23 protein-coding genes are annotated in these 16,417 nt (G+C 37.7%); 7 read left to right on the top strand and 16 right to left on the bottom strand.

The features are described 5' to 3' along the window. From H6G68_RS26975 to H6G68_RS22550, 3 genes are all read right to left on the bottom strand, one after another. Positions 1-190, bottom strand: a 190-nt coding sequence (locus tag H6G68_RS26975; protein ID WP_206757415.1) for a hypothetical protein, incomplete at its 3' end; no start/stop codon positions are given. A 36-nt stretch (positions 191-226) separates the two neighbouring features. Further along, complete coding sequence (gene map / locus H6G68_RS22555; protein ID WP_190908649.1) at positions 227-997, bottom strand: type I methionyl aminopeptidase; 771 nt, start codon at positions 995-997, stop codon at positions 227-229. Further along, positions 998-2,005 (bottom strand): Gfo/Idh/MocA family protein, encoded by a 1,008-nt coding sequence (locus H6G68_RS22550; RefSeq protein WP_190908648.1) that lies wholly within the window; start codon positions 2,003-2,005, stop codon positions 998-1,000. It lies immediately after the preceding gene. Positions 2,006-2,778: 773 nt separating this feature from the next. Between H6G68_RS22550 and H6G68_RS22545 the strand changes: the two genes are divergently transcribed. Further along, positions 2,779-3,078 (top strand): 2Fe-2S iron-sulfur cluster-binding protein, encoded by a 300-nt coding sequence (locus tag H6G68_RS22545; RefSeq protein ID WP_127052091.1) that lies wholly within the window; start codon positions 2,779-2,781, stop codon positions 3,076-3,078. Positions 3,079-3,278: 200 nt separating this feature from the next. Here the strand turns inward: H6G68_RS22545 and H6G68_RS22540 are convergent, their stop codons facing one another. Continuing rightward, entirely contained in the window at positions 3,279-4,958 is a 1,680-nt protein-coding gene (locus H6G68_RS22540) for a SpoIID/LytB domain-containing protein (RefSeq protein ID WP_190908647.1), read from the bottom strand. A gap of 113 nt (positions 4,959-5,071) precedes the next feature. Between H6G68_RS22540 and H6G68_RS22535 the strand changes: the two genes are divergently transcribed. From H6G68_RS22535 to H6G68_RS22520, 4 genes are all read left to right on the top strand, one after another. Further along, the gene (locus H6G68_RS22535; protein ID WP_190908646.1) at positions 5,072-5,335 is read left to right on the top strand and encodes a ParB N-terminal domain-containing protein; all 264 of its coding nucleotides are present in this window, start codon (positions 5,072-5,074) and stop codon (positions 5,333-5,335) included. 72 nt (positions 5,336-5,407) lie between these two features. Beyond that, positions 5,408-5,899: a Dps family protein gene (locus tag H6G68_RS22530; RefSeq protein ID WP_127052089.1), complete on the top strand. Its 492-nt coding sequence runs from the start codon at positions 5,408-5,410 to the stop codon at positions 5,897-5,899. Between the two features lie 51 nt (positions 5,900-5,950). After that, entirely contained in the window at positions 5,951-6,646 is a 696-nt protein-coding gene (locus H6G68_RS22525) for a nucleotide exchange factor GrpE (RefSeq protein ID WP_190908645.1), read from the top strand. 224 nt (positions 6,647-6,870) lie between these two features. Next, entirely contained in the window at positions 6,871-7,197 is a 327-nt protein-coding gene (locus H6G68_RS22520; protein WP_127052087.1) for an STAS domain-containing protein, read from the top strand. On the opposite strand, the gene H6G68_RS22515 is transcribed toward H6G68_RS22520, so the two are convergent. From H6G68_RS22515 to H6G68_RS22495, 5 genes are all read right to left on the bottom strand, one after another. Further along, positions 7,198-8,337, bottom strand: a complete 1,140-nt coding sequence (locus H6G68_RS22515; RefSeq protein ID WP_190908644.1) for a PP2C family protein-serine/threonine phosphatase — start codon at positions 8,335-8,337, stop codon at positions 7,198-7,200. A 315-nt stretch (positions 8,338-8,652) separates the two neighbouring features. Next, positions 8,653-9,420, bottom strand: a complete 768-nt coding sequence (locus H6G68_RS22510) for a DUF1350 family protein (protein ID WP_190908643.1) — start codon at positions 9,418-9,420, stop codon at positions 8,653-8,655. 339 nt (positions 9,421-9,759) lie between these two features. Next, complete coding sequence (locus H6G68_RS22505) at positions 9,760-10,479, bottom strand: hypothetical protein (protein WP_190908642.1); 720 nt, start codon at positions 10,477-10,479, stop codon at positions 9,760-9,762. Positions 10,480-10,730: 251 nt separating this feature from the next. Further along, entirely contained in the window at positions 10,731-11,120 is a 390-nt protein-coding gene (locus H6G68_RS22500) for a hypothetical protein (protein WP_190908641.1), read from the bottom strand. A 280-nt stretch (positions 11,121-11,400) separates the two neighbouring features. Further along, entirely contained in the window at positions 11,401-11,829 is a 429-nt protein-coding gene (locus tag H6G68_RS22495; RefSeq protein ID WP_190908640.1) for a hypothetical protein, read from the bottom strand. A 209-nt stretch (positions 11,830-12,038) separates the two neighbouring features. Between H6G68_RS22495 and H6G68_RS22490 the strand changes: the two genes are divergently transcribed. Together H6G68_RS22490 and H6G68_RS22485 are read left to right on the top strand one after the other, a co-directional pair. Next, positions 12,039-12,368: a hypothetical protein gene (locus H6G68_RS22490; RefSeq protein ID WP_242045359.1), complete on the top strand. Its 330-nt coding sequence runs from the start codon at positions 12,039-12,041 to the stop codon at positions 12,366-12,368. Then, a complete protein-coding gene (locus H6G68_RS22485; protein ID WP_190908639.1) occupies positions 12,362-12,736 on the top strand; it encodes a type II toxin-antitoxin system PemK/MazF family toxin in 375 nt (124 codons plus the stop codon). Before H6G68_RS22490 ends, H6G68_RS22485 begins: the two co-directional genes overlap by 7 nt. Before the next feature lie 175 nt (positions 12,737-12,911). On the opposite strand, the gene H6G68_RS22480 is transcribed toward H6G68_RS22485, so the two are convergent. From H6G68_RS22480 to H6G68_RS22450, 7 genes are all read right to left on the bottom strand, one after another. Beyond that, entirely contained in the window at positions 12,912-13,505 is a 594-nt protein-coding gene (locus H6G68_RS22480) for a Uma2 family endonuclease (RefSeq protein ID WP_190908638.1), read from the bottom strand. Positions 13,506-13,678: 173 nt separating this feature from the next. After that, positions 13,679-14,092, bottom strand: a complete 414-nt coding sequence (locus H6G68_RS22475; RefSeq protein ID WP_190908637.1) for a type II toxin-antitoxin system VapC family toxin — start codon at positions 14,090-14,092, stop codon at positions 13,679-13,681. Continuing rightward, the gene (locus H6G68_RS22470; RefSeq protein ID WP_277925553.1) at positions 14,079-14,336 is read right to left on the bottom strand and encodes a DUF2281 domain-containing protein; all 258 of its coding nucleotides are present in this window, start codon (positions 14,334-14,336) and stop codon (positions 14,079-14,081) included. The genes H6G68_RS22475 and H6G68_RS22470 overlap by 14 nt, the downstream gene beginning before the upstream one ends. A 416-nt stretch (positions 14,337-14,752) precedes the next feature. Then, positions 14,753-15,046, bottom strand: coding sequence for a PIN domain-containing protein (locus tag H6G68_RS22465; RefSeq protein ID WP_479686162.1), 294 nt, complete (start codon positions 15,044-15,046; stop codon positions 14,753-14,755). Next, positions 15,043-15,333 carry a hypothetical protein gene (locus H6G68_RS22460; protein WP_190908636.1) on the bottom strand — a complete coding sequence of 97 codons (291 nt, stop codon included), beginning with the start codon at positions 15,331-15,333 and terminating at the stop codon, positions 15,043-15,045. Before H6G68_RS22460 ends, H6G68_RS22465 begins: the two co-directional genes overlap by 4 nt. Before the next feature lie 297 nt (positions 15,334-15,630). Then, a complete protein-coding gene (locus H6G68_RS22455; protein ID WP_190908635.1) occupies positions 15,631-16,044 on the bottom strand; it encodes a PIN domain-containing protein in 414 nt (137 codons plus the stop codon). Further along, entirely contained in the window at positions 16,034-16,270 is a 237-nt protein-coding gene (locus tag H6G68_RS22450; protein WP_190908634.1) for a hypothetical protein, read from the bottom strand. Before H6G68_RS22450 ends, H6G68_RS22455 begins: the two co-directional genes overlap by 11 nt. Positions 16,271-16,417: the final 147 nt, after the last annotated feature.

Genomic DNA, 16,417 nt, shown 5'->3' with positions numbered 1-16,417 from the left:
GCGGCTTTGAGTGTGACAGAGATTTAAACGCTGCGATTAACTTGAAACAAGAAGCGGTCAGATTGACCGTGTTAGCCTGTGGACTAGATAGTGCCGACACTTCTAGGAGGTCAGTGAGCGCAGTGGTCAGTGAGCCTGTCGAACTGTCGAACTGAAGAAGCAGGAAGAAAAAGCTGGCTATTGTTAGCATTAGTTAGCTTTTTTGTATCGGAGAGATATCTGGTAGTTATGGTAGAAGAGTCAGAATTTCAACCCCATCTTCGGTCACTGCTAATGTATGCTCAAATTGAGCCGATAGTTTGCGATCGCGCGTTACCGCAGTCCAACCATCATTCAACATCTCTACTTCATAGGTTCCTTCATTAATCATCGGCTCAATGGTAAACACCATACCTGGTCTCAGCCGCTTGCCTCTACCCCTGATGCCATAATGGGGAATATCTGGGGACGTGTGGAAAATATTACTAATCCCATGTCCCACAAAATCCCGCACCACAGAAAAGCCTTGAGCCTCGGCATACTCTTGAATAGCTGCCCCAATATCCCCAATCTTCGCATCTGGTTTCACTTCTGCAATACCTAAGCGAAGACACTCTTCTGTCACTTCTACCAACTTTTGTACCTTGGGAGAAGATACACCGACAATAAATGTCTTAGAAGTATCACCGTGATAACCATCGACAATAGGTGTGACATCAATATTGATAATGTCACCTTCCTTGAGAATCTGTTTAGCATTAGGAATACCGTGACAGATCACCTCATTCACGCTGGTACAAATTGACTTCGGAAAACCCCTATAGCCTAGAGGGGCGCTTTTCCCTCCGTGGGCTTTTGTCCAACGTTCCGCTTCATCATTGAGTTGGAGAGTACTAACCCCTGGTTTTACCAAAGGTTCTAGATGTTGTAACAGCTGGGCAGCCAAACGTCCAGCCCGACGCATTTTTTCTATTTCTCGCTGGGATAAAATAACTATTGGTTCAGTTTTGGTTTTCATTTATGACTCTTTTGTTAAAAATATAGTTAAACCTGTTTCCGCAGCCCTCTGGGCAGCATCTGCAACCTTGAGGGTATACAAGCTTTGTTCCGGGGTGACATACAAGGGAGTGCCATGAAAAAGACGGTCTAACACCATATTCGTATCTTTAGCAAACAAACCCCGACGAGTACCCAAATCAATCAACGTTGTTTCCTCAGCTTGCACCAACATTCCTGTATCTCCATCTAGAATTAACCCCCCTTTTTCGCCGTGAATTTCAAATTTCCTTTCTGACTGCCATAGGGATTCACCTTTGCCATAAATCACTTGAGCTAACAACCCACTGGTAAAGCACAATTGAACCACGCATAAACAGGATTGATAATAATCTGTCTCCGTTTCCCAATATCGCTGGTGACAATTCACAGTAAAGACTTCACCAAACAAATCAGTCAGACGATGTAAGCGAGAGAGTGCGCCAATTAAAGGAAAACCGAAGAAATCATGGTTGTAAGTCCACTTCCGGGGTGCTGGATGCCGGGGGTTAACGGTGCTGTAGCGGACATAAAACAATTCACCAAGTTGGGCTAAATGTTGTTTTAAAGCTTGATGCCAACCGCCCAAAAGTTCAATATGTTCGACGTGCAGCAGTTTATTTTTGGACTTGGCTAAAGCGATTAGTTCTTCAGCTTCTTTCACATCCACAGAAAGGGGGTACTCGACAATGACGTGTTTGCCGTTGGTAAGGGCAGCATGAGCGATTTTACCATGATCTCGATTAATTGTAGAGATGACAACTAAATCGATATCGTCTTGCTCTACTAGCTGTTGCCAAGAATTCATCACCTGGGTTTGATATTCTTGAGCAAAGGTTGCTGTCTGTTTGGGAGTATGTCCTGCGATCGCAACTAAATGCGATCGCGGATCTTGCCGCAATGCTTCAGCCCGGAGTTTTGCCGCATACCCAGTACCAACTAAACCCACCCGCATGGTTGTATTTGCCAAAGATGCATCGGAATTATACATGATGTTCAGCAGTTCTGTTTGTTGGTTTTTCTTGGCTGCACAGAGTTAAGTTGGTTTTTGTACAGCGCTCTTGTTTACTGACTACTTAATTGGTCACAGTGCTATCAATGCCATAGGCATTCTATCAAAAAGCTAGTCTAAAGCAGCTTAATATCGTTTCACTTTCAGATTGATACAAATGGACAGACGCGGAAGGGGACGCGGAGACACGGGGACACGGGGACATGGAGACACGGGGACGCGGAGACACGGGGGCATGGAGACACGGGGACGCGGAGACACGGGGACACGGGGACACGGGGACACGGGGACACGGGGACGCGGAGACACGGGGACGCGGAGACACGGGGACGCGGAGACACGGGGACAGGGATATTCATTTGTAGTTTTAATTAAGTGAATTGATATCAGAAGGTGGAAGGACGGGTGGAAGAAAGAGGGCTTTTCAGAAATTGGTGAACATATTGTGAAATATGTGTGAAATATAGACGTATTCCACATCCTACACCCTGCTGATAGCAATACTCTTGGGGAGTAAGTCCTAAATTGTTTGCACATCTATCCAGGCGAAGATTTTATATAACTAAAACTTATTAGTAATAATTAACTAAATTTCATTACTAATCGCGGTCAATTTTCGGTTACAAGGTTTAATTTTTCCCGTAGTATCAGAATTGAAGCAAATTTGAACCAACGGCTGATCCCACAGGGGTAGCCGCACTGTTTGCTTTAGGATTACTTATACTGCCGTTGTAATAAGAGAGGAATACTAAATGGCTACTTACAAAGTCAGACTTATCCACGAAGCTGAAGGGGTAGACACAACAATTGACGTTGATGACGATACCTATATTCTCGATGCAGCTGAAGAAGCTGGTCTTGACTTGCCCTACTCTTGCCGTGCAGGTGCTTGTTCTACCTGTGCAGGAAAGATTGTATCGGGTACTGTGGATCAATCTGACCAATCATTCTTAGATGATGATCAAATCGAAGCTGGATATGTACTAACTTGTGTCGCTTACCCAGCCTCTGACGTAACCATCCAAACTCACAAAGAAGAAGACCTCTACTAAGATTTAGGCGTTACTGTCATCAACGCACCTTGAAAATCATCGACAAGGTAGCAATCAGGAAAAAAAGTTTTTTCATTCTTATTTCTGGTTGTCTCATACAAACTTTCTTTTTCCATTATTGTTTGGACAAAAGTTAAAAGGGGTAGTAAAAATGGATATTCCATTTCTGCCCCCTTTGTTTTTTCACTGGGTGATATTTTCTAATTTTTCAAGAAAGGCTTAATATCGTTGCCAAGGATTTTAATTTGTGTACCAGGATAATAGAATTGGAGAATTTTGCTACTTGACCAACCTAGCTTGGCTAAATGTTGAGCGCCGGTTTGACTCAATCCTACTCCATGCCCTAGTCCACCTCCTATAAAGGCGTATCCCCACAAGTCTGATTTACCTTTGTTGAGGGGTTGCAAATAAAAAAGTGTACTGCGGGGAGCGGCAAAGGCACTGCGAACTTCATCTTTGTGGAGAATAAACACACCGATATCCGTTTTTACTGCCAAATCGAGAATCCTGCCGCTTTGACTGCGTTTGACTACGGCTATGGCCTCAACTGTTTTAAATTTGGCATAGGGACTCTTTTTCACCCGCAAAAATTTCTGCAAGTCTTTGGTAATATCCTCTAGGCTGGTTTGCTTGTTCCAGCGAAACACATCCCAGGTACTTTCATTAAATCCTTGTTGCAGGTTAATAAACTGTTGGAAGTTTTTTTCGTCTGCTAAACTCTTCTGGGATAAGCTCCAAAGATTTGTGGCTGCATCTACTACTGGGCGCAAATAAGGACGATCTTCACCATTCCAGACATCGCTAAATGAGGCAGTGACTCCACCTGTAGTCGAAGAATAGAGTGCGTCTACTAATTCTTGATTATAAGTTAGTACCATTCCCCGTGTTGCGGCGATCGCTTGATCTGTTGTTTTAGCCACTCCATTCAGCCCATCATAAACTTGGCAGTGGGTATCTGCACATAATTGGTAGTCATCTACAGCAAACCTGCGTAAATTTCTCAGCGCATAGGTGCGAGCAATCACTGCCTGAGCTTCTAAAGATGTCTTGGGCGCACTCGTACCAATTTCATAGGGTAAAACCCCCCGCAAATAGGTTTCTAAGGGGACTTGATTAACCAAAGAGTAAGTACCGTAGGCATTGGGTTGCAAGTTCATCTTGCCGGCATAAAGACGCGCATTTCCAGGTTTTTCAGCTTTATTTACCCTAATTAAGTTTTTGTCACTGCTAATTTCTAGATAGTTCTGGCTGTAGCGTTTACCGTTGACTACCCAACTCACTCGCGGTACTTGTTTGAGAATTTGGGTATCTAGGTAGGGAAGTTTTTGTCCTGAAGTTTCAATACTTTTTAATAGCAAGCGCCGAAGTACCGGAGTGCTGTAAACATCACGTTTTGCCCATACTTGCCAGCGTTCTGGCTGGGCTATTTCTACCTGTAGTCCCAGATTCCGCCAGTTTTTGGCGCTGTCTTCGGCTGTTTCAAAGGTGCGGTAGTTTCCTAAAACCACTACCTCTTGAACTTTGGGTTCGGGTAGGGTTTCCATGACTGTTTCCAGTGGGACGGGGTTTGATGTAACTAAGGTTTGGGGCTGATTACCTACTGAAAATTTTAGCTTGATGCGATCGCCTTTTGTTGGTGTTAGTTCCAGCTTGGCTGCGGGTGTCGCTCCAAATCGCTGCACAATCCCAATTTTTAGTTCCACATCTTGGCTATTGTTCACAGGCTCGGATGCAGCAGTTAGTCCCAATAAGCAAAAGGTCGTCAGTATTTTGTAGGCAGAACGCCAGAAAAAAATTTTCATGGAAACTTGATTTGGCTCCCACAGTGAGGCTTTGGGGCTGATTTTAATTGGTTTTGTAGCGTTTTTGTTGTGTCGCATACTCATTCCCATAATAGCATTACCCGTTTTTCGCCTAACACTTGCTTTATTAAAGTCATAACGACTATGATTTAGTTGGAGGTACAAAACAGAACTAATCAGCGAAACTCCTTATGGTTAGGATTCAAGAAATTCCCTTAAATCAAATTCAACGACCCTTGCCGCGTCAGAACGATCCCTTAAAAGTACAATCCTTAATGGCATCGATTGCGGAAATTGGGCAACAAGAACCTATAGATGTCCTGGAAGTAGATGGACGTTATTATGGCTTTTCTGGTTGCCATCGTTATGAAGCTTGCCAACGTCTGGGCAAAGAAACCATTATAGCCAGAGTTCGCAAAGCTACCAAGAGTGTTCTCAAGATGCACTTAGCATGAAAAGCTATTAGCTGACAGCTGAATGCTTAGAAACAACTAGCACTTTAACAGAGTTATTTGGAGCCAAAAATTATGTCATCTTCAGCAAAAGTCAAAAATGTGAATATCGGTATTGATGATGTTAGTAGAGGCAAAATTGCCGAAGGATTGTCTCGCTTATTAGCTGACACCTATTCACTTTATCTGAAAACCCATAATTTTCATTGGAACGTCACAGGGCCGATGTTCCAAACATTGCATTTGATGTTTGAGACACAGTATACAGAACTAGCCTTAGCAGTTGATTTAATTGCCGAAAGGATTAGAGCGCTTGGCTATCCCGCACCGGGAACTTATAGTGAATATGCCCAACTGAGTTCAATTCCCGAAACTCCTGGAGTTCCTAAAGCTAAAGAAATGATTCAGCTATTAGTAGAAGGACAAGAAGCCGTAGTCAGAACTGCACGATCTATCTTCCCAATGGTAGATGAAGTTAATGACGAACCTAGTGCAGATTTATTAACTCAAAGGATGCAGGTTCATGAAAAAACAGCTTGGATGTTGAGAAGTTTGCTGGAAGAGTAGAGATTTAGAAAATGGGGTATAATAGGTAACAATGCCTTTACCCCATTTTTTATGCTGGATGATAATTTCACCAAAAAGTTGCAAAATTTAATGCAACTTGTGGGTATTTCTAATTTTAAATCTTTAAGTCGTGCGGCTAATGTTTCCGAGCGGCAAATTTTATCTTTGCGACGGGGAAAGCTTAAGCAGATGCGAGTGGAGGTGGTGGTTAAGCTATCAAATAGCTTACAGCTATCATTGAGTGAATTTGTAGCAACTTTTTCAGATGGGAGTTCTGAGTACCAAGTGCTGAGTTCCACCGTCAACACACAGCACCCCAATACTGAAAAAAAGCTATTACAAGAAATTGCCGATTTAAAAAGAGAGTACGAGCGAATCGTGCTGACACTCGAACAACAGCGAGAGTTATTACAGCAAGAGTTTCAGCAGTCAAGTTTGCAAATTTTGGAGTCTTTATTGTTGTTCTGGCCGACAGCAGCGCAGAAAGCCAAGGAGAATCCCCAGCTAGAAGCTATCAAAATAGTCCCTTTGGTGCAGAAGTCCCTAGAGAAATTATTGCAGGCTTGGGGAGTGGAAGCGATCGCCTCCGTGGGCGCAGAAATTCCCTATAATCCCCAATTACACCAATTATTGGAGGGAACCGCCCAACCTGGCGAAATTGTGAAGGTGAGTTATATTGGATACAGTCAAGGTGAAAAGCTGCTTTATCGAGCTAAGGTGAATCGGCTCACAAATGTTCAAAGTTAACTATTGATTTGCTATGAATCAATTCCTATCATAAATTTGCTAATTATCAGTTCAAAGATAACAATTTTATATAATTTTTTAGCTAAAGAATCTCACTTTTTTAGTCTAATTTTCATAATTAAAATAATTTTAGAGGGTTGAGAAAATTAGATTTTTTTAAATTCCGATATTGGTATATACTAGCTAAAACAGAACATCATTGAGTCAATCAGAGTAACTTAATTATGAGTCAGCAGGTGAAAGTTCTTACAATTGAAAAAAATTTAACCGCCGACACCTCATCAGAATTTCAGCAAGACATTGCCCAAATTCTTGAAAGTGGCGCAAAAATTGTATTAGTTGATTGTCAAAATATCACGTTTCTAGATAGTTCTGGTTTAGGAACTCTGGTGTTAGCCTTCAAAATGCTCCGGGATGCTGGCACTAAAATGGTTCTCTGTTCGATTAATGAGCAAGTGAGGATGATTTTTGAATTGACTAGTATGAATGAGGTATTTGAAATATTTCCTAGCCAAGATGCCTTTAATCAGGTTTTAATTGCCAAGAATTAATTAATCGAATTTGATTTGTAAGAGAGATAAATCATCATCAAAGGCTTCTTTGGAGTTTAAAGTGATTAAGTAATCCAGTATATGATCGAGTTGATAATCAAAAGCATGGTTTTGTAAGCTAAGTATTAGCTGAATAAATCCATCTAGACTCCAAAGAGTGCCATCTGATTTAGTAATCTCATAAGCACCATCACTAAAAATATATAGGCTACTAAATATGTCAATATCACAAGTGCTATCAACATATTTGGCTTCAGGAAACATCCCAACTGGCATACCTGGTGTTTTTAATAGTTTTACTTCAGGACTAATAGAAAATTGTTTGGATACTAATATTGCTGGTGGATGTCCACCACTAGCATAAATTAATTGACGATTGAGTCGGTTATAAACTCCATACCAAATAGTAAAGTATTTATCATTTTTATAATTCATTTGAAAGGTGTCATTCAATGCTGCTAATACCTGACTAGGTTGATAGTAATTCAGTCCTTTTAGCGCCCGAGAACGAAGTAAATTCAGTACAGAAACAGAGGGTAATGTGGCTCTGAGTCCATGTCCAGCAGTATCTAACAGATAAATTGCTAAAGAGTCGGAATCAAGCCAGTAATAATCAAAACAATCACCACCCAGTTGTCGAGAGGGAAGGAATCGAGAATTGATACCCAGAGGTGTAGACATAGGCACAGGTAGAAGCGATTTTACGTATTCTGCTGCTTCTGCTAGTTCTGTTTCTAATAATAGCTTTTGGGTTTGTAAATCTCGATTTAACTGATGTAGGCGTAATCCTGCTCTCACTCTGGCTTGGAGTTCATTTTGCTCGATAGGTTTAGAGATAAAATCATCCGCACCAGTATCTAGTCCCTTAACACGATCTGCAACTGAATCCAGGGATGTTAATAAAATAAAGAATGTGGTGGAGAACTGAGGATCTTTTTTAATGCGATCGCATACTTCCAGCCCGGTTAAACCTGGCATAATCCAATCACAAATAATTAGGGCTGGAGGACAAGCTAGAGCCTGTACAATTCCTTCCTGTCCATTATTAGCAGTAATTACTTGATAACCCTGTTTTTCTAACATCCTTTTCAGGAGTATCTGTATTGAGTAGTCATCATCAATTACTAGAATTTTAAACATAATAAATAGCGTATACAATCAATAAATATTCTATAGGAGTCCTACTTTGATTCATGAAATGACTCTTGCCAGCAGGCAACAGGCAGTCTAAAGAATTAAGGTTGAGGTTGTTGTTTCACATATTAAAAAGGAATCCTACTATATGGGAAAATAAAAGAAAGTAAAAATCTACCCGTTGCCAGGTATGTTAGGACATAAACTGATAATGATGCAATTTGCAGGCATGACAGGTTATTAATTTCATAACACCATTAATCCATTTTCAACCAACTCAATTGTGAATCCTTATGTTTTTTTGATATTCATCAAATATTATTATGGTGGTGCAAGAGGGTTGAGCCATAAGAGCAGGGATTTTTTTAGCTGGTTCAAGTCGCGGTATACTTCTTGCTTAAACCATTGACCTAAGGCATCAAAGGGTGTAAAAGAAGTTCCAGGTTGCCATTTAATATCTTGACCTAATGGTGTGGTATGATTTCCAGATAAGGTTTGTACTGTCACCATTTCTGAAAAGCGATTTTGTAAAATTTTTGTTAAAGCTGCGGATTGATCGAGATTATCATTGCTAAATTTTATAATTAAATTACGTCGGATTTGATAACTGTCTTGTACAAGCTGGTTAGTTTCAGTGGGTGTGGGAGTAAACTCGATTGCCAAGGTAGAATTTAATTGTTCTACTAAGGGGATAGCTTCTCTGGCAGTGTAGTTGTTAAAGGAGATGAGAATATTGCCTGCACGTTCTACTTTAAACTGGCTGCCAATGATTAAATGGAGTTTACAACCCATGCTATGCCCAACGCCATAGGTAGGGAGGTAAAGCTTGCGTAATTCTCCAGAATCGTGTAACCGTTCTCGAGTGCGTTCAAAGTTAAGTAATACAGATTGCGCGATCGCACTATGATCTAATGTGTTGATAAAGGGAGTCGCAATCACAACATATCCTTTATCTGCAAACTGTTCTAGTAACCAACGGTAAGTCAGATGGGGTGCAGTGGCGACAAATGCTCCTCCCAAGAAATGGATTATACCGATGGGATTTCGGGGAATGACTACCCAGTTACCTCTAATTTCTTTCCAGTCCATACCAATATGGGATACCTAGGGTAAGCTACGCTAACGCTTAATTCATATTATTTAATTTTACTCCCTTCTTACCAGAAGATGGGGAAATTACCCTTACCTCCTAGGGAAAGAGTTATTTCATGCCCGCTTAATTACTTATCAAAAAAAAACTATCCGCCTCTCCTCATCTGGAGCGCGGTTCCCTCATTATAAGTCTTTAACCGAACAGGAGATTATGCCTTTCTGAAGATGAAACTGCATAGATTAATTGACCGCAGATATAGATATTCTTAGGGTGGCTGCTAGAAGAGTACGCAGATAAATCAATAGAGGTCTTTGGTTTAACGCCGACCTACTTACTCATCTATGACTTTGTAATTTTCTCATTTCATACTGCACATCTAAAGCGATTTGCAATGCTTCATTTAATAATCTGCCATGCTCACTGGCTTGTTCAGTAACTTGCATTGATGTTAAAGTAGCCAAGTTATTAACAAATAATTCAGAATTTTTAAGAATAAAAGTTTTATTTTCTCGCAAAATCTTTTCTGTTTTTAAAGCCCGAACTAAATCACTTTTTGTGAGATTTAAGGCTTCAATCACTCTCTCTCTTTGCTTGATTCCTACTTCTGGGTTTCCAGCTGCTTCTATTTGGTCATTAATATCGATAGCTTTAATAACAGCATTATAGCGCTCAACATCATTGAGTAGAATTCGCAGAGAATTGGTCATATGGGTTTTGAGAAAGTTATTTTTAGTTTTCCACACCACATATAATATAGTTTGTGTCACGCCACCCAGCCAAAGACTGAGTAAGATTAATAATATCCCGGATGCAATTTTTATCTGCGGAGCAAATAATTTAAGGATTATATCAATTAGTAAATAGACAAAAAGACAGGTAGAAAATCCAATAAAAACTACGGTAGCACCCTCAGAACCCTTAATTTTTGCTATTAATTGCTTTCCCCATTTTTTAAGCGGATTAGTAATGATGAGCAATTTATCACTAACAGGTAAATTAGTCAATTGCTGAAGTTCTTTTTGACTAATCTCCAAGCCCTGTAAATCATCCCGCACAGCTTCTTAATCCTCGCCATAATAGTGATTTAGTCTAATATAGCAATCAAATTTAGAGAATAGTAATCAACCAGGCATTTTGGCAGACAAAGGCAGACAAAGATTTATCTAGCTAAAAATTCACTTCTGAGCTAATAAATTGCTTTTTTTATACATTTTTATATTTCATTCACAGAGAATTGATTATACTTGAATTACTGGGAAAGATACTAGTAAATGAATTGAGTATTTTTTAGGGGCTACATCACCTACTACTTATGAAATAAGACGAATACATAATAACCAATGATAGCAAATATGAAAAGCATAGTGGCAGGATATACTACTACATCCTTGACAATAAATAATATCCAATCTTTCCTCAGTTCTTGTTTAAACTTGAGTTCCCGCAACTTACGCTCAAGTTCTACATCTTCTTTGGTAGAGAAATTTACAGTAGGGCTGGTATATATATCATCAATAATTTCTGCTGTACTGCGTGTATCTTCTTCGGTGATAAAAGTTTGGACAAAAGTTTCTAAAGGATGATTTGTCTGTGTTGATACAATTGGTAAGTTATCCTGTTTAAGATTTTTAACTTCTTTTTTGATAACTTTTTTGACAATTTTGACTATTAAAGCTTCCAAGTCTTTCTCTGTCATGTGTCGTTAATTTAGAGAGTTTATATCATGGTGTTTCTATTTTTAGTTTAGTTGAAATTAAGTTTTAACGACTGAAGTCTTTGCTACACAAACAAAACCTAGGGAACTGAAGGCTACGGTGCATTTTTCAATCAGTAATTGGGTAATGCTGGTAATTTTTATAGTTAGGTAGCCGCAGCATTAACCCAATCTACTATTCTAGAACAATTGCTTCTATACCGAAAAAATTCAGAAGTCCTCAGAATTTAGAATGATAGTTTTCAGTCATTGTTAATAGATTCTAACATTTCGTTGCATTGGGATCTTCAAATTCACCAGGTTGACGGACAAGCAATTCATTTAAAATCATCTGACCTGAAGGATTTATTACCTGTAATCGAACCAAATCGGACTGGACAGTTTGCCAGGAAACTCGATATTTATATTTGGCATTAGTCCAGGTGAAAACAGGACGGGCTTTAGTACCAGATGCTGTAGCACCAATTAAACAAAGTTTTTTTCCTGTTGTCAGGTTTAAGTTTTTGTAGTAATACTTACCTTTGGCTTGCCAAAGAGTTAAATTCCAATTGCGTGGTTGACCTTCCACATCAAAAAATTCCCCCTCTGGAAAAGCGAGGTTAGCCACAGCTTGATTCTGGACGGCAATATCTGTGACGATAGGCAAAGAAAGCCCCAGAACTAAAGCCATGCTTATTCCTTTAATTTGCATAATTGATTACTACCCTATAAGTAATATAATTTGAGCTACATTATTCTATAATATTATTATTTTCATAAACCTCATATTTACGCAATAAAACGCAAACTATTTCTATGTTTTCTCTTATTTACATGATGGTTGGGTGAGATGATGTGAACAGATACAGGGTTTTTATAGCCTAATCTAGCATCATTTGATATAATTGAGAAGACGATAGCATGATGATAAAAGCAATGTCACAGGCAGGATTAAATCTATTCATTCCGATGGAGTTACTGATTAACTCCTTAAATGCGCTAAGTTTATCAGAAAAACGGCAAATTTCGCAGCTTCTTAATGAAGCTATTGCTCAAGCTGAAGAGGAAAATTGGCGAGAAGATGAAGCTACTAAAAGAGAAATTCAATTAGTGCGTGATGAATATGCAAATGGTAATTACAGTGAATTTAGTAATATCAAAGAACAGTTGAAACAAGGATCTATTAAAAGAGCAGAACGTGATTTAGGATTAGTTGAAGAGTGGTTTAATTTGGAAGAGGAAGCGTGTTAAGTAAAGGAAAAATTATCTATCCCCAGCGTGGTGAAATCTACTTGGTTAATTTTGATCCAACTATCGGTTCAGAAATCAAAAAAACACGACCTGCTTTAATTTTGCAGAATGATGTTTCTAATCAATATAGTCCTATAACTATTGTAGCTGCTCTTACTTCTCAGTTTACAGAACCTTTGTATCCTACTGAAGTGCTAATTAAAGTACCAGAAGGAGGTTTACAGGTTGATTCTGTTGCACTTCTTAATCAAATTCGTTCTATTGATAAACAAAGATTAATTAAACGGTTAGGTGTTCTGGAATTAGTCACAATGGAAGAGGTGGATACAGCAATTCAGATTAGTTTGGGTTTAGTGAATTTAACATAAGTGAATCTTTCCAGATGTATATGTCATAGTTCTATTGTATTCTCTTATTTATATGATAGCTTGTGATGGTTGGGTGAGATGATGTGAACAAATACAGGGTTTTTGGATTGTAATAAGTGCGTTATAAATGGTGGGTATTGTTGGGTTTTCTTGTGTCAACGCAACCTACAAACTACTACTTTTTAATACCTTTAATAAATTCTGTTCTCGCATCAATAATGGAAGGCATTAAAACACAACGCACTAATAACTCTATATCTAAATCTGGCAATAATTCACTTTGATTTATCTGCTCATAGTTATCATTTTTGAGATGATATAGAGACAATTTATTATTTTCCCAAAACCAGACTTCAGTAATATTAAAACGTTTGTATTTTTCTAGTTTGTCAAAACTACCACTGGTAATATTAATTTCAATTGCTAAATCTGGATTTGATTTTTTTTCTGCTATATAATAAGATTCGTCAGGTTCAAAGGAAGCACTCTTTTCTTTTGCACGACGAGTAGCACTACCTACTGGGATAAAGTTTATCCCTTTTTCAAAGAGATATGCTTCTATCAAAATAGCGATAATTTTTTTGATATTTTCGTGTTGTTCACCAAGTGTCATAAATTCAATGCACCCATCAAGATAAGTTATCCGCAAATTTCCTGCGTCTGCGGTTAAGGTTTCTATTATTTCAAATTCCTTCCAGGTATAATAACCAGGTAGAAGAAATCGCTGTTCTGAAATTGCGGTAGTTTTGTCTAGGATTTGGATAGTCATAGTAATTTTATGGTTATGACTTTAACCTTGATTATAACTCATGGTCAGGTGATAATTCTCAGATGAGGTGAATGTTTTCAGGTGTATCTGTGATGGTTCTATTGTCTTCTCTTATTTACATGATAGTTGGTGATGGTTGGGTGAGATGATGTGAACAGATACAGGTAATTAATTCAAAATAGCAAATTTTCAAAAGGATAAGTTTGCTTCCAACGATAGGTGTTAAAGTCACGCTGATCTACTGAAAAAATGCGTCCATGTCCTAAATCTTCTGCTAAAATTACTAGGGAAGCATCAGCTAAATCCATTGGCAGATTAGCATATTTTTCCATTAATTTAATAATTCGCGGAGTATGATGAGGTTCTAAATTAAAAACTGTAAATAATTCTTGTTCCAGACTATTTAAAAAAGTAACTTGAGCTTGAACTCCTTTGCGATTTAGCAAAAGATAACAAGTTTCTGTAACAACACACCATGTTGTAATTAAAGGTTCATTGTATTTTTTTAAAGCTTGTTTTGCTGTTTCGTGGTAGGTGTCTTTTTGATCAATAAGAGCTAACCAAAATCCTGTATCAACTATGATCATATTTATTCGATAATGTATTAGATAGAACTTCTTTATATGTGATTGATAAATTTTCTTCCACAGCACAACAACCAATTAATCCAATTTCATCAAATTTTTCATAGATACTTTTTTCTTGATGATGATTTTCTGGTTTTGGATAACGTTTTTTGAGTAATTGAATAAAATCAAGTAGTAAGATTTGAGCTTCTTCTGGTAAGGTGTCAATATCTTTAGATATTTCTGCAATTTTTATTACCATCATTAACTCCTAAGTTGAGTAAAGTTTTTCGGTATGATCCTATTATAAACTACGCACCAAAGATCCCCGACTTCTTTTCAAGATTTTTCTATCATATCAATAATTAATCTTAGAAGTCGGGGATCTAAATCAGGTGAGGTGAATGTTTCCCTGTGTATCTGTGATGGTTCTATTGTCTTCTCTTATTTACATGATAGTTGGTGATGGTTGGGTGAGATGATGTGAACAGCTACAGGGTTTTTGGGTTGTAATAAGTGCGTTATTAATGGTGGGTTATGTTGTTGTTCACCCACCTTCAAGAACTTTTTTAAGGTGCAATCCAGTTTTCTAATTTTAGCTCAGAGATTCGGCTATAATGACGAGTGTTGTTAGTTACTAAAATATAGTTTCTAGTTAGTGCAACACTAGCAATGAATAAATCAAAATCTGCTACTGGTTGGTTGTCCTATTTTGCGAAGTTTGGCTTTTAATTCTCCAAACTTTTTGACAGCATTATTATCTAAATTTATAACTTCGATATCTTGAATGAATTTTTCTGCACGAGTTAAATTTTCTGCTACTTTTTGAGAATTGTAAGCACCAAAATACAATTCAGCAACGGTGATGTTGCAAATACAAATTTGCTCCCATCCTATTTGTTGAATTTTATCTCGGACGGAATTAATATTTTTAATCCAGTAAATGCAGGTGTCAGTATCTAATAAATAATTCATAAGCTAATATCGTAGTTAGAAATAGTCCGGCTATCATAAATCTCTTTGACTATTTCTGCTGCTGTACGTTCATCTTCCCAAGCACCATATTTTTCAATAAATGTGTCTAGTGGATGTGGTTTTGGTTTTTGGGTAGATGAGAAAGTTATCTCATTTTCTTCTATGAGTTGATTTTCTGGTTTTGGATAACGTTTTTTGAGTAACTGAATAAAATCTAGTAGTAAGATTTGTGCTTCTTCTGGTAGGGTATCAATATCTTTAGATATTTCTGCAATTTTTATTGCCATGATTAACTCCTTAATTGAGTAAATTTTTTCGGTATGATTTTATTATAAACTACGCACTAAAGATCCCCGACTTCTTTTCAAGATTTTTCTATCATATCAATAATTAATCTTAGAAGTCGGGGATCTAAATCAGGTGAGGTAAATATTTCTAGGTGTATCTGTGATGGTTCTATTGTCTTCTCTTCTTTACATGATAGTTGGTGATGGTTGGGTGAGATAATGTGAACAGATACAGGGTTTTTAATGGTGGCTTATATTGTTGATAACCCACCCTACAGTAATTAAAAAGATATGAAATCAAACAAATGGATTTATAATTCTTAGTTTATTCTCTATTAGTTGATTATGTTGCATATCTTCTGAGTAAATGATGGAACATTCACTTAATAAAGCTGTAGCTATAATCAAACTATCCCAATAAGAGTAGTTATATTTTGCATTGATTTCTAATGCGTGTATAACTTCTGTTGTGTTAATTGCTTGAACAGGAAAAGTATTCACTATATCTGATATGATTGTAATTGCATCTGTTTTTGATGTGAATTTTTTTCTAGTTAAAACATGAAATAATTCTCCTAAAACCTGAGTGCTAACTAACAGGGATGAAGAATTATGTTTGATGATTTCTGCAACTTGCTGGGATTTTTCTGGCGGATTTTTAGCATAGAGATAAATCCAGAGATTACTATCGAGAAAAATTTTATCTGTCATAAATTTCTTCTCGATTAAATTTGTAATCTGGAGGAAGTGGGAAGGAGTAGTTATGAACTCGTGTTAAGAATTGCTGTATTTTCGATTCTTGAGAATCTATTGGTTGTGTAGATTCGCTGGGTTCGAGAATCATAATTTGTATAGTTTTACCTTCTAATTCAGAACTTAGTTTTTCATTCAAAATAAGTTCACCGTTGGTACAGGTTGCTTGGATGATTTGCAGCATTATGAATAACCTTAAATCCTATATAAAATTTTTCGGTATGATTCTATTATAAACTACGCCCCAAAGATCCCCGACTTGTTTTCAAGATTTTTCTATGAAGTTAATAATTAATCTTAGAAGTCGGGGATCTAAATTATAAACCTTTAT

Origin of the sequence: Anabaena catenula FACHB-362 (genome assembly GCF_014698735.1) — a bacterium.
GTDB classification, from domain to species: domain Bacteria; phylum Cyanobacteriota; class Cyanobacteriia; order Cyanobacteriales; family Nostocaceae; genus Anabaena; species Anabaena variabilis_A.
This window is presented reverse-complemented; position numbering and strand designations above follow the sequence as displayed.

Bases quoted from the DNA above. Each gene is read 5' to 3' on its own strand.
- map (WP_190908649.1), bottom strand. From the start codon at position 997: ATGAAAACCAAAACTGAACCAATAGTTATTTTATCCCAGCGAGAAATA.
- H6G68_RS22550 (WP_190908648.1), bottom strand. From the start codon at position 2,005: ATGTATAATTCCGATGCATCTTTGGCAAATACAACCATGCGGGTGGGT.
- H6G68_RS22545 (WP_127052091.1), top strand. From the start codon at position 2,779: ATGGCTACTTACAAAGTCAGACTTATCCACGAAGCTGAAGGGGTAGAC.
- H6G68_RS22540 (WP_190908647.1), bottom strand. From the start codon at position 4,958: ATGCGACACAACAAAAACGCTACAAAACCAATTAAAATCAGCCCCAAA.
- H6G68_RS22535 (WP_190908646.1), top strand. From the start codon at position 5,072: ATGGTTAGGATTCAAGAAATTCCCTTAAATCAAATTCAACGACCCTTG.
- H6G68_RS22530 (WP_127052089.1), top strand. From the start codon at position 5,408: ATGTCATCTTCAGCAAAAGTCAAAAATGTGAATATCGGTATTGATGAT.
- H6G68_RS22525 (WP_190908645.1), top strand. From the start codon at position 5,951: ATGCTGGATGATAATTTCACCAAAAAGTTGCAAAATTTAATGCAACTT.
- H6G68_RS22520 (WP_127052087.1), top strand. From the start codon at position 6,871: ATGAGTCAGCAGGTGAAAGTTCTTACAATTGAAAAAAATTTAACCGCC.
- H6G68_RS22515 (WP_190908644.1), bottom strand. From the start codon at position 8,337: ATGTTTAAAATTCTAGTAATTGATGATGACTACTCAATACAGATACTC.
- H6G68_RS22510 (WP_190908643.1), bottom strand. From the start codon at position 9,420: ATGGACTGGAAAGAAATTAGAGGTAACTGGGTAGTCATTCCCCGAAAT.
- H6G68_RS22500 (WP_190908641.1), bottom strand. From the start codon at position 11,120: ATGACAGAGAAAGACTTGGAAGCTTTAATAGTCAAAATTGTCAAAAAA.
- H6G68_RS22495 (WP_190908640.1), bottom strand. From the start codon at position 11,829: ATGCAAATTAAAGGAATAAGCATGGCTTTAGTTCTGGGGCTTTCTTTG.
- H6G68_RS22490 (WP_242045359.1), top strand. From the start codon at position 12,039: ATGATGATAAAAGCAATGTCACAGGCAGGATTAAATCTATTCATTCCG.
- H6G68_RS22480 (WP_190908638.1), bottom strand. From the start codon at position 13,505: ATGACTATCCAAATCCTAGACAAAACTACCGCAATTTCAGAACAGCGA.
- H6G68_RS22475 (WP_190908637.1), bottom strand. From the start codon at position 14,092: ATGATCATAGTTGATACAGGATTTTGGTTAGCTCTTATTGATCAAAAA.
- H6G68_RS22470 (WP_277925553.1), bottom strand. From the start codon at position 14,336: ATGATGGTAATAAAAATTGCAGAAATATCTAAAGATATTGACACCTTA.
- H6G68_RS22465 (WP_479686162.1), bottom strand. From the start codon at position 15,046: ATGAATTATTTATTAGATACTGACACCTGCATTTACTGGATTAAAAAT.
- H6G68_RS22460 (WP_190908636.1), bottom strand. From the start codon at position 15,333: ATGGCAATAAAAATTGCAGAAATATCTAAAGATATTGATACCCTACCA.
- H6G68_RS22455 (WP_190908635.1), bottom strand. From the start codon at position 16,044: ATGACAGATAAAATTTTTCTCGATAGTAATCTCTGGATTTATCTCTAT.
- H6G68_RS22450 (WP_190908634.1), bottom strand. From the start codon at position 16,270: ATGCTGCAAATCATCCAAGCAACCTGTACCAACGGTGAACTTATTTTG.